This is a genomic window from Paraburkholderia sp. BL18I3N2 (assembly GCF_003001875.1).
In the GTDB taxonomy this organism is placed as follows: domain Bacteria; phylum Pseudomonadota; class Gammaproteobacteria; order Burkholderiales; family Burkholderiaceae; genus Paraburkholderia; species Paraburkholderia phytofirmans.
Window position 1 is genome coordinate 964,841 of sequence record NZ_PVNC01000001.1, and the last position, 12,413, is coordinate 977,253.

A 12,413-nucleotide genomic window follows, 5' to 3' on the forward strand; every position below is an offset into this window, starting at 1 on the left:
TGCGAATCAAGCGAGTATCAAGCCATACCCGCCATTGCCGCCCAGCCGGGGGAGTTGATCATGCAAGCAAAGAACGAAGAAGCCGTCACGCACTTGCTGAACGATGTCGTCGAATTCGCGCGCGGGCGACTACCCGAGCCAACCTTCAAGGTCGTCGAACCTTTTCTGCGGCACTACTACGATTTCGTCGACTCCGACGACCTGCAAAGCCGCTCGATTGCGGATCTGTACGGTGCGGCGCTCGCACATTGGCAAACGGCACAGCGCTTCACGCCCGGCGCCGAACGGTTGCGCGTCTATAACCCGATTCTCGAACAGCACGGCTGGCACTCCGATCACACGGTGATCGAAATCGTCAATGACGACATGCCGTTTCTCGTCGATTCGGTTTCGATGGCGGTCAACCGTCAAGGCCTCGCGCTGCATTCGGTCGTGCATCCCGTGTTTCGCATCTGGCGCGCGCCCGACGGCAGCATCGCGCGAGTGAGCCAGGGCGCCGAAGAAGCCACCGACTCGCGTTCACACCTGACCTCGTTCATCCATTTCGAAGTGGACCGTTGCGGCGATGCGGCAAAACTCGACGCGCTGCGTGACGAAATCGCCAAGGTGCTGCGCGACGTGCGGGCGGCCGTCGAAGACTGGCCGAAGATCGTCGAACTCGCGCGCGTCACGATCAAAGGCATGAAAGCCGGCGAGGGCGGACCGGAAGGTCTGGAAGCGCGCGCGTTTCTCGAATGGATGGTGGCCGATCATTTCACCTTTCTCGGCCAGCGCGACTACGAACTGGTGCAGCACGACATCGGCTACGGTCTGCGCGCGGTGCCGGGTTCGGGTCTCGGCATTCTGCGCGATGCATTGCGGACCGCCGGCGCCGCCGAGATCACGCCCTTGCCGCCGGCCGCGGCCGAGATCATTTCAGGTTCGTCGCCGATCTTTCTGACCAAGGCCAATTCGCGGGCCACCGTGCACCGGCCGGGTTATCTGGACTACGTCGGCATCAAGCTGACCGGCGCGGATGGCAAGGTGACCGGCGAGCGGCGTTTCATCGGTCTGTATACGTCCACGGCGTATTTCGTATCGGCCGCGGAGATTCCGATCGTGCGGCGCAAATGCGCGAATATCGTGAGACGAGCCGGTTTCCTGCCGAAAGGTCATCTGGCGAAATCGCTGGTCACGGTGCTCGAAACCTATCCACGCGACGAGCTGTTTCAGGCCGAAGAGAATCAGCTCTACGATATCGCGCTAGGCGTACTGCGTTTGCAGGAGCATCAGCGCACCCGGCTGTTCATACGGCGCGACCGTTTCGACCGGTTCGTGTCGTGCCTCGTGTTCGTGCCGCGCGACAAGTACAACACCGATCTGCGTCAACGCATTGCCAACTTGCTGGTCGACGCATTCAACGGCGAGAGTGTCGAGTTCACGCCGCTGCTGTCGGAGTCGACGCTGGCGCGCATTCACTTCGTCGTGCACGCGAAGCCGGGCGGCATGCCCAACGTCGATACGCGCGAACTGGAAGCGCGGCTCGTGCAGGTCGCACGCCGCTGGCAGGACGATCTCGCCGATGCGTTGCTCGACGCCTTCGGCGAAGAGCAGGGCAACCGTCTGCTGCAACGCTACGGCGATTCGTTTCCCGCCGGCTATCGCGACGACTATCCTGCCCGCACGGCGGTGCGCGATATCGAACTGATCGAACGCGTGCAAGGCAGCGAACGGCTCGCGATGAACCTGTACCGCCCGATCGAATCGGGCCCGCGCGCGTTTCGCTTCAAGGTGTATCGCGCGGGTTTGCCGATCGCCTTGTCGCGCAGTTTGCCGATGCTCGAACATCTCGGCGTGCGTGTCGATGAAGAGCGGCCCTATCTGATCGAGGCGCTGGGCGCGACGCCCGCATGGATTCACGACTTCGGCCTCGAAGTCGCGGACGACGCCGAGTTCGACATCGAACGCGTGAAAGATCTCTTTGAAGAAGCCTTCGAAAAGGTGTGGACCGGCGCGATCGAAAGCGACGACTTCAATCGCCTCGTGTTGCGCGCGCAATTGAATGCGCGCGAGGTGACGATCCTGCGCGCGTACGCCAAGTATTTGCGGCAAGTGGGCTCGACTTTCAGCGACGCGTACATCGAGCGAGCGGTGACCGGCAATCCGGCGATCGCGCGCATGCTGGTCGAATTGTTCATCGCCCGCTTCAACCCGGTATTGGGCGAGACGCGCGAGGCGCGCGTCGACGGTTGGCTCCATACGATCGACAGCGCGCTCGACCAGGTGCCGAATCTCGACGAAGACCGCATATTGCGGCAATTTCTCGGCGTCATCAAAGCGACCAAGCGCACGAACTACTATCGCTTCGATGCCGACGGACATCCAAAGCCGTATCTCTCCTTCAAGTTCGATCCCGCGCAAGTGCCTGGCTTGCCCGAACCGAAACCGATGTTCGAAATCTGGGTGTACTCGCCACGTGTGGAAGGCGTGCATTTGCGCGGCGGCCGCGTGGCGCGCGGCGGCCTGCGCTGGTCGGATCGGCGCGAGGACTTCCGCACGGAAGTGCTCGGCCTGATGAAGGCGCAGATGGTGAAGAACGTGGTGATCGTGCCGGTCGGTTCGAAAGGCGGCTTCGTCGTGAAGAATCCGCCGCCGCAAACCGAGCGCGACGCGTGGATGCGCGAAGGCATTGCGTGTTATCAGACCTTCCTGCGCGGCCTGCTCGACGTGACCGACAATCTCGCCGGCACGACCATTGTGCCGCCGCCCGACGTGGTACGCCACGATCCCGACGATCCCTATCTAGTGGTCGCCGCGGACAAAGGCACGGCCACGTTCTCCGACTATGCGAACGCCATCTCGCAGGAATATGGCTTCTGGCTCGACGATGCGTTTGCCTCGGGCGGCTCGGTCGGTTACGACCACAAGAAAATGGCCATCACCGCGCGCGGCGCGTGGGAGTCGGTCAAGCGGCACTTCCGCGAAATGGGTGTGGATACGCAGACCATGGATTTCACAGTGGTCGGCGTGGGCGATATGTCGGGCGATGTGTTCGGCAACGGCATGCTGCTGTCGCCGCATATCAAGCTCGTGGCCGCGTTCGATCATCGGCATATTTTTCTCGATCCGAATCCCGATCCGGCGGCCAGTCTTGCCGAGCGCGGACGTCTGTTCATTCTCGACCGCTCGAGTTGGGCCGACTACGACCCCTCGCTGATCTCGGCGGGCGGCGGCGTGTTTCCGCGCAGCGCCAAGACGATTCCGCTCTCGCCGGCGGTGCAGTCGGTGCTCGGCATCAGCGCGCCGGCGCTCGCGCCCGCTGAATTGATGCGCGCGATTCTGCAGGCGCCCGTCGATCTGCTGTACAACGGCGGTATCGGCACGTATGTGAAGGCGAGCCGCGAGACGCATCTGCAAGTCGGCGATCGAGCCAACGATGCTATCCGTGTCAACGGTTCCGATCTGCAGTGCAAGGTCGTGGCCGAAGGCGGCAACCTCGGTCTCACGCAACTGGGGCGCATCGAGTTCGCGCAGCGCGGCGGCCGGATCAATACCGATGCGATCGACAACTCCGCGGGCGTGGACTGCTCGGACCACGAGGTCAACATCAAGATTCTGCTCGGCCTGGTCGTCTCCGACGGCGAAATGACGGAGAAGCAACGCAACGCATTGCTCGCCGAAATGACCGACGAAGTCGGCTTGCTCGTGCTGCAGGACAACTACTACCAGACGCAGGCGCTGTCGATTGCGGGCCGCTACGGCGTCGAGTTGCTCGATGCGGAAGCGCGTCTGATGCGCTACCTCGAACGCGCGGGGCGGCTGAATCGCGTGATCGAGTTTCTGCCGACCGATGAAGAAGTCGCCGAACGGCAGGCCGCCAAACAAGGGCTCACCACGCCGGAGCGCGCGGTGCTGCTCGCCTACAGCAAGATGTGGCTGTACGACGCGCTGCTCGAATCGCCGATGCCGGAAGACCCGCTCGTCAGCGACATGCTGGTCGAGTATTTCCCGAAGCCGTTGCGGCAGCGCTTCAGCGAGCCGATGCAACGCCATCCGCTGCGCCGGGAAATTCTTGCCACGCATCTGACTAACGCGCTAGTGAATCGCGTGGGTTGCGAGTTCGTGCATCGGCTGATGGAAGAAACCGATGCGCAACCTGGTGACATCGTGCGGGCCATCATCATGGCGCGCGACGTGTTCAATCTCGACGATGTCTGGCGCAGCATCGACGCGCTCGACAACCGCGTCGCCGACGACATCCAGGCACGCATGTTCGTCGAAGTCGCGCGGCTGGTCGAGCGTTCCGCGCTGTGGTTCCTGCGGCAATTGCAATCGGGCGCGGTCAGCGACCGCGACGTGGCCGGCCTGCTCGCGCGTTGCCGCGACGCGGCGCAACGCCTTGCGCCGCAATGGCCCGCGCTGTTGCCGAGCGCCGATCTCGAAGCGCTTTCCGAGCGGCAGCGCGTGTTCGCGGATGCCGGCGTGGACAGCGAACTGGCGGTGCGGATCGCGGGCGGCGAGATCTCGGCCGCGTTGCTCGATATCGCCGAAGTGGCATCGGCCAGCGGGCGCAGTCTCGAACTGGTGGCGGGCGTCTATTTCGCGGTCGGCACGCTGCTGAATTCCAGCTGGATCAGCGAGCGCGCGGCCGCGTTGCCGGCGCCCACGCACTGGGACATGCTGGCGCGCGCCACGGCGGTGGCCGACATCGCGCGTCTCAAACGCGCGTTGACGACGAGCGCATTGGCCGATGCCGACGATGCCTCCACGCCCGAGGCGCTGGTCGAGGCATGGCGTGAGAAGCGCACAGCGCAACTGGAACGCTACGCTCACCTGCTGGCCGATCTGCGGGCCACCGGCGGCGCGAGCCTGTCGATGCTGCTGGTGATCGTGCGAGAAATGGCGGCGCTCGAAAGGGCATAACAAGGCTTGAGGCGAAGGAAGGCGAACGAGGTAGAGCGCAAGCGGAGCACGTTGCAAACAACACCCGGGTTGGACGCATGCCACTAGGCATGCCCATAATACGGGCTGTTGCCCATCGAAAGCTCTTTGCAAACTCACGGACGCCTTCCCCGACGATGAAAGAAGAATCGCCGAAAGCCATTTTCTATGCGCTCGCCGCCAACCTCGGCATTGCCATCTGCAAGTTCGCGGCCGCCGCGTTCACCGGTTCCGGCTCGATGTTCGCCGAGGCCATTCACTCCACCGCCGATTGCGGCAATCAATTGCTGCTGCTGTTCGGTCTGCGTGAAGCGCGCAAGCCGGCGAGCCCGTTGCATCCCATGGGCGGCGGGCGAGAGATCAACTTCTATTCGCTGCTGGTCGCGCTTCTGCTGTTCTTTGTCGGCGGTGCGTTCTCGGTGTATGAGGGCGTGCATCGTCTGTTCGTGCGCGAGCCGTTGCAGTATGCCTATGTGGCGCTGGCGGTGCTCGGCGTGTCCGTGGTGCTGGAGGCCCTTTCCTTGTGGGGCGCCGTCAAGGAAATCCGCAAGACGCACCCCGACAAAAGCATGTGGCGCTGGTTTCGGGAGACGCGTGAATCCGAACTCCTCGTGGTAGCGGGCGAGGATATCGCCGCGTTGGCGGGGCTGGCGATGGCCTTCGTGGCCGTGCTGCTCACCATGATGACCGGCAATCCTGTCTATGATGCGCTAGGGTCCATCGGCGTCGGCGTGCTGCTGATGGTGATTGCGTGGCTGGTGGCGCGTGAAGTGAAGTCGATGATCGTCGGCGAATCGGCGAGCCCCGAAGTGCGGCGCGCTATCGAGGCGCATCTGCGCGGGCGCACCGAGATTCGCAGCATCGTCAATATGATTACGCTGCAATGGGGGCGTCATGTGGTGGTGGCGGTGCAGGCGGAAATGATCGACTACGCGAGCGGCCGCGCGATGGTCGATGCGATCAACGTGATCGAAGCGGACTTGCAGGCCACGTTCCCGCAAGTCCGCTGGGTGTTCTTCGAACCGGAGGTGCCGCGTGTTTGAGCGTCACGTCTACTCCTTACTTGAAGCCCGTCACCGCGTGCGGCACATACAACTCTTCGAGCTGACGGATTTCGTCAGCGCTTAAGTTCAGCGAGAGCGCGGCCACCGCATCGTCGAGATGATGCAGCTTGGTCGCACCGACGATCGGCGCGGTGATCGGCTTCTTCTGCAACACCCACGCGAGCGCCACTTGCGCACGCGGTACGCCGCGCTCTTTGGCAATCTGGCTGACCCGTTCAACGACTCGCCGGTCCGCGTCTTCGGTCTGGGTATACAGCGTTTGGCCGAATTCGTCGGTTTCGGAGCGCGCGCTCTCGGTGTTCCAGTCGCGCGTCAGGCGGCCGCGCGCGAGCGGGCTCCACGGAATCACGCCGATACCTTCGCTCTCGCAGAGCGGCAGCATTTCGCGCTCTTCCTCGCGATATAGCAGATTCACGTAGTTCTGCATCGTCACGAAGCGCGTCCAGCCGTTCTTCTCAGCCACATGCAACGCCTTGGCGAACTGCCACGCATACATGGACGACGCGCCGATGTAGCGCGCCTTGCCGGCTTTCACGACATCGTGCAGCGCTTCCATGGTTTCTTCGATCGGCGTGCCGTAGTCCCAGCGGTGGATCTGGTACAGGTCCACGTAGTCCGTACCGAGGCGCCGCAGGCTGTGGTCGATCTCCGACATGATCGCCTTGCGCGACAGGCCGGCGCCGTTCGGGCCCGGATGCATGCGGCTATTCACCTTGGTGGCCAGCACGATCTCGTCGCGCTTCGCAAAGTCCTTGAGCGCCCGGCCGACGATCTCCTCGCTCGTGCCGTCGGAATAGACATTGGCGGTATCGAAGAAATTGATGCCGTGATCGAGCGCCTGCTTGATGAAGGGGCGCGCCGCTTCATCGTCCAGCGACCACGGATGCGTGCCGCGAGACGGCACGCCATAGCTCATGCAACCGAGACAAAGACGCGATACATCGAGGCCGGTGCGGCCGAGTTTCACATAATCCATCGTGGTGCTCCTGTTATGAAGTGCACAAAGCCGGTGCGCTGCAGACTATCGATTATAAGAAAACGCTGAAGAACGCGTACGGAGCCGATCTGCATGGTTTTCCAGCAGGGCCCGTCAACGCTGACCGGGAGCGCATCACGTAGTGAAAAATAATTTCTTCGCACCTATACTTCTTTCGGCCTGAAAACAGCACTCTTTCCCAACCTGCATCAAAAGCAAAAGGAAGATCACGATGCTGACTCGCTCACTCGGCGCCGTCTGCGCCATAACCCTCGCGGCATGCGCGGCCTTTTCGTCCGGGCCGGCCAGTGCGGACGACAACGACGGTTTCTCGCGCGGCGACGGCGGCTCGCACGGGCAGCCCGTCAAGGTGATGATCATTTCGATGTTCGGGCCGGAAGGCCAGGTGTGGCTCGATAACCTCGGCCCGTGGCGCGAAATTACGGTGGACGGCTTGTCGCCCGATTACCCGACCGTCCATTGCAACAAGCAGGACGTGTGCGTGATGACCACCGGCATGGGACACACCAACGCTGCTGCGTCGATCATGGCGCTGACGTTCTCGCCGCGCTTCGATTTGCGGCATACGTACTTCATGGTTGCCGGCATTGCCGGGATCGATCCGCAGCAGGGCACGGTGGGCTCCGCCGCGTGGGCGAAATATCTGGTGGACTTCGGGATTCAATGGGAGATCGACGGGCGCGAGATTCCGCCCAACTGGAATACCGGCTACCTCGGTATCAATACGACGAGTCCGTCGGACAAGCCGCCGCTCGATTACCGCACTGAGGTGTTCCAGTTGAACACGCGGCTCGTGAATACGGCGTTCGCGTTATCTCGCCATGTGACGCTCTCCGATAACGCGCAGGCTCAGGCCGCGCGGGCCAAGTACTCATATCCGCCGGCGAACCTTCCGCCGGCCGTCATTCAATGCGATACGCTTGCGGGCGACACGTGGTGGTCAGGCACGCTGCTTGGGCAGCGAGCCCGCGATTGGACCAAAATCCTGACCGATAAAAAAGGCGTCTACTGCACGACGCAGCAAGAGGACAACGCCACCTACGAGGCGCTCAAGCGCGCGGCTTCAGTACACAAAGTGGATTTGAATCGCGTTGCCGTGTTGCGGGCGGGCTCCGATTTCGATCGGCCCTACGACGGGCAGACGAGTGCGGACAACCTGCTGAACTATGCCGCGCAAGGCGGCTTTACGATCGCCATCCAGAACCTGTTCCTGTCGGGCAATCCGCTCGTGCAGGATATCTCCACGCACTGGGGCGAGTGGCGTGACGGCGTGCCGAGGCGCTAGGTCTCTGCCCATGTGACAGTGCCCGCGGACCAGATCCGCGGGCACTCGCTGCTACTTTCGACATTTAGTGTTGCGGCGCGCGGTACGGCGTCCACACAGGGGCGTCGGTATCCCAATGGTCGAGTTCCGAGGGTGTCATGATGAGCTCCTTTTTGAAGAGTGCATGAATGGCGCCGCAATGAATATTTCTTTTGGAAACCGAATCATTGCGGCAAGCTGGTTTTACTGTCCGTTGGCCACGCGCGTAACGTCGCCGCTCGTGCCTTCCTGCAGCGCGATGCGTTGGGCCTGGGTTTGACCGATCAGGCCTTTGTTCGGGTACGTCGTGCGATTCAGCGCAGGCAGCGAGCCGTCGCGATATGCTGCGACCAGTTCGGCCTTCACTTCTTCACGCGACTTCGCGGTCGTGGTCGGCGCGGGTTGCGTATCGTACGAGCCGGCGCGGCCAATGCCGCCGCTGCTGCTTTGTGCAAACACCGGGGCGCTCACGAGCAGCGAAAGAGCCAGACCTGCTAAGAAATTGCGTTTCATGATTCACTCCTGTCGATTCGTTTGCAGCGCGAGCGGCGCTGCGACAGGGTGAAATGTAGGCTTCGAGGCGGTGCGGATAAATCGCACTTTCGCGAAATGAATTGTCGCGATTCCAGAACAATCGTTTCAACGCTGAGTGAAACGCCTTGCCGGCGTTGCCGCAAAAGAAAACCGCGGCATTAGAGCCGCGGTTGAAATTCACTGTTCCAGATTCTGTACTTCAATTCACGCGTGTTATGCGACCCATTCAGTTATCACGGGCGTGTCGAGCATTGGAGCAGACTCGCGTTCTTCCAAAGTGCGCTTCGTGCACGTTGCGTCCAGGCTGCCACGTCCGCTCAATAACGGACAACGGTCGAACAGCTCCGCGATCCAGTCTACGAAAACGCGGACTTTAGGCGACAGATGCCGACTGTGCGGATAGACTGCCGAAATTGGCATCGGCAAAGGCTTCAGTTCTGGCAGCACTTCGACCAGTTGGCCCGACCGCAGATGCGGCAGCACCATGAAGAGCGCAGGCTGAATCAGGCCGAAGCCTTCCAACCCGCAGGTCACGTAGGCGTCCGCGTCGTTCACCGAGACGATGCTCTTCATTTTCACTTCGATTTCTTTGCCATCAACCAGGAAGGCCCAATCGAGCGTGCGACCCGTGCGGCTCGAAAAGTAATTGACTGCTTTGTGATTCTCCAGGTCTTCGAGCGACGTCGGCATGCCCGCGCGCTCGATGTAGTCGGGGGCCGCGCAGGTCACGCCCTCGAACAAACCGATCCGGCGTGCCACCAGCGAGGAATCCTGTAGCGCGCCGACCCGCACCACGCAATCCACGCCTTCCTGCAACAGGTCGACCGGCCGGTCCGTCAGGCCGAGTTGCAGGTCGATGTCCGGATAGCGCGTGTGGAATTCACACAGCGAAGGAATCACCAGCAAGCGGCCGATCGACCCCGGCATGTCGATGCGCAGCTTGCCGTGCGGCTTTTTATTGCCGCTTTGAAAACTGGCTTCGGTCTCTTCGACGTCCGCGAGGATGCGTACGCAGCGTTCGTAGTACGCCGCGCCGTCCGGCGTGAGCGACAAACGGCGCGTGGTCCGGTGCATCAGACGCGTACCGAGGAACGCTTCGAGGTTCTGAATAATCGTGGTAACCGATGCGCGGGGCAGGTCGAGCGTTTCCGCCGCGCGAGTAAAGCTGTTGGTGTCGACGACACGAGTGAACACTTGCATGGCCTGAAGCCGGTCCATTGCAGACCTCCAATAGGGGCTGGCGCACTGAGCAGGAATGGACTCCACCGCGAATCCGCAGGCAATCGGATTCGATTGTTCAGGGGCGCCGAATTGTGTTGCCGGATTATAGGCATTTATTTACGAGTCTGCCGAACCCACAATTCGCACCATTGAAGTTCTATGCGCATTGCGCGGCTCGACATGGAAGCATTTAAACCGCCGTACTCCTTTGTGCCCACCGGCAGCAGCCCGGCAGAGGCCGACAGCACGGCACTCGAAGTCTCTGACGTGCAGATCGAAGGGCACGCGCAGGACATCACGTTGCGGCTGTACAGACAGGAAAAGAAAACCTCACTGCCGGTACTGCTTTATTTCCACGGTGGTGGATTTACGAAGGGCTCGATCGACCAGGCCGACTACGCGTCGCGTTATTTCGCAGAACACTTACCGGCTCTGGTCGTGTCGGTCGGGTACTCGCTGGCGCCGCAGTTTCCGTTTCCGGCCGCGCCTGAAGACGCGCACCGCGCGGCGCTGTGGGTGCAGACACGGGCGCGTGCGTTTGGCGGGAACAGCAAGAAAGTTGGCGTAGCCGGCCACGACGCGGGTGGGCAATTGGCCAATTGCCTCGCGTTCATCGCGCGGGATCGCGGCGACGTGCGAATTTCCGCGCAGGCGCTATTCGGGCCGATGCTCGATCCGAGTCTTACGCGCCTTGGCGACGAAAAGCGCCTCGGCTCGGACATCACGGCAAAAGAGTGCGCGGCGTGTTATCGCGCGTATCTGCCGCAAGCGTCGCAGCGTATGCATCCGTACGCCGCGCCGCTCGAATCGTCGCGCCTCGCGGGCCTGCCGGCCACGCTGATTGCGACGGCGCAAAACGACGTCCTGCATGTGGAAGCGGAGAAATACGCCAGCAGCCTGATCGACGCCGGTGTGCTGACCCAGGTGGTCCGCTATCCGAGCGTGTCGCATGCCGCGCTGGCCGATCATCCGCCCGCCTTGCAGGAAGCGGTGCGATTTTTTCAGTGGCGCTTCGATGCACGCGCCCATCGCTGAAACAGAAATAAGCAGAACTTTAATCAACGATCTCGGGAGCTTCACATGACTATCCTTCCTCTTTCCCGTCGCCGCGTGGCGATTGCCGCACTTGCCGTCATTGTCGTGGCCGGGCTGGGCACGTTCGGCGCGATTCGCGTGGACGCGAGCTCACCCGCCGCGCCGACCATCGTGCCGGAAGTCGATGTGGCCACGGTGGTGCAGAAAACGATCACCGATTGGCAGAGCTACTCGGGCCGTCTCGAAGCCGTCGAGAAAGTGGACGTGCGTTCGCAGGTGCCGGGCACCATCGTGTCCGTCAACTTCAAGGACGGCGCGCTCGTGAAGAAAGGCGACACGCTGTTCGTGATCGACCCGCGTCCGTATGCGGCCGAAGTGGATCGCGCCGAAGCGCAACTGGCCGCAGCACAGGCGCGCACGGGCTACACGCAAAGCGATTGGGAGCGCGCGCAACGCCTGATCGCCGACAACGCGATCGCCAAACGCGACTACGACGAGAAGCAGAACGCCGCGCGTGAGGCGAGCGCCAACCTGAAGGCCGCGCAAGCCGCGCTCGAAACCGCCCGCATCAATCTCGGCTACACGAAGATTGTCGCGCCGGTTTCGGGCCGCGTGTCGCGCGCCGAAATCACGGTGGGCAACGTGATCTCGGCGGGGGCAACTGCAACGCCGCTGACCACGCTGGTGTCGGTGTCGCCGATCTACGCATCGTTCGACGCGGACGAACAAACGTATCTGCAATATCTGAGCCGCGCGAAAGACGGCAGCAAGGTGCCGGTGGAACTCGGTCTCGCGGACGAAAGCGGCTACTCGCGCAGCGGCGTGATCGAGTCGGTGGACAACCGTCTCGACACGTCGTCGGGCACGATCCGCGTGCGTGCGCGTTTCGATAACCAGGACGGCGCATTGATTCCAGGTCTGTACGCGCGCGTGAAAGTGGGCGGCAGCGAGCCGCATCCGGCGCTGTTGATCGACGACGCCGCAGTGGGCACCGATCAGGACAAGAAGTTCGTGCTGGTGGTCGATCAGAACAATCACGTTGTGTATCGCTCGATCGACGTGGGCGGCATGCAAGGCAATCTGCGGGTGGTGAAGGGCGGCCTCAAAGCCACCGACCGGATCGTCGTGAACGGCATACAGCGAGTGCGTCCGGGTGACGCGGTGCGCGCGCACATGGTGCCGATGACAACGGATGGCGATCCGAACAGCGCACCGCTCGCACAAAAGCAGACGCCCGCACAACCGCAATCGCAGGCACAAACGCAGACGCGCACCAAAGCGGACAAGAATTCGTGAGCCTCGCGCGCCGCGGCCTGACTGCGCGGCGCTTGCTTCAACG

The 12,413-nt window shown here is 62.3% G+C and carries 8 protein-coding genes; 5 read left to right on the forward strand and 3 right to left on the reverse strand.

All coding sequences use genetic code 11. From position 1 onward, the window contains the following. Positions 1 to 60 precede the first annotated feature (60 nt). Positions 61 to 4,902 (forward strand): NAD-glutamate dehydrogenase, encoded by a 4,842-nt coding sequence (locus B0G75_RS04435; RefSeq protein ID WP_106300949.1) that lies wholly within the window; start codon positions 61 to 63, stop codon positions 4,900 to 4,902. 155 nt (positions 4,903 to 5,057) lie between these two features. Further along, entirely contained in the window at positions 5,058 to 5,963 is a 906-nt protein-coding gene (locus B0G75_RS04440) for a cation diffusion facilitator family transporter (RefSeq protein ID WP_106300951.1), read from the forward strand. Between the two features lie 16 nt (positions 5,964 to 5,979). Here the strand turns inward: B0G75_RS04440 and B0G75_RS04445 are convergent, their stop codons facing one another. Then, positions 5,980 to 6,960 carry an aldo/keto reductase gene (locus B0G75_RS04445; protein ID WP_106300953.1) on the reverse strand — a complete coding sequence of 327 codons (981 nt, stop codon included), beginning with the start codon at positions 6,958 to 6,960 and terminating at the stop codon, positions 5,980 to 5,982. Positions 6,961 to 7,192: 232 nt separating this feature from the next. Here B0G75_RS04445 and B0G75_RS04450 point away from each other — a divergent pair, with 232 nt between their 5' ends. Then, positions 7,193 to 8,266 carry a purine nucleoside permease gene (locus B0G75_RS04450; protein ID WP_106300955.1) on the forward strand — a complete coding sequence of 358 codons (1,074 nt, stop codon included), beginning with the start codon at positions 7,193 to 7,195 and terminating at the stop codon, positions 8,264 to 8,266. A gap of 222 nt (positions 8,267 to 8,488) precedes the next feature. Here the strand turns inward: B0G75_RS04450 and B0G75_RS04455 are convergent, their stop codons facing one another. Next, entirely contained in the window at positions 8,489 to 8,797 is a 309-nt protein-coding gene (locus B0G75_RS04455) for a DUF4148 domain-containing protein (RefSeq protein ID WP_106300957.1), read from the reverse strand. Positions 8,798 to 9,031: 234 nt separating this feature from the next. Next, positions 9,032 to 10,036, reverse strand: coding sequence for a LysR family transcriptional regulator (locus tag B0G75_RS04460; RefSeq protein WP_106300959.1), 1,005 nt, complete (start codon positions 10,034 to 10,036; stop codon positions 9,032 to 9,034). A gap of 183 nt (positions 10,037 to 10,219) precedes the next feature. Here B0G75_RS04460 and B0G75_RS04465 point away from each other — a divergent pair, with 183 nt between their 5' ends. Together B0G75_RS04465 and B0G75_RS04470 are read left to right on the forward strand one after the other, a co-directional pair. After that, on the forward strand, positions 10,220 to 11,074 hold the full coding sequence (locus tag B0G75_RS04465) for an alpha/beta hydrolase (RefSeq protein ID WP_106301903.1): 855 nt from the start codon (positions 10,220 to 10,222) through the stop codon (positions 11,072 to 11,074). A 45-nt stretch (positions 11,075 to 11,119) separates the two neighbouring features. Further along, positions 11,120 to 12,370, forward strand: a complete 1,251-nt coding sequence (locus B0G75_RS04470) for an efflux RND transporter periplasmic adaptor subunit (protein WP_106300962.1) — start codon at positions 11,120 to 11,122, stop codon at positions 12,368 to 12,370. Positions 12,371 to 12,413 lie beyond the last annotated feature (43 nt).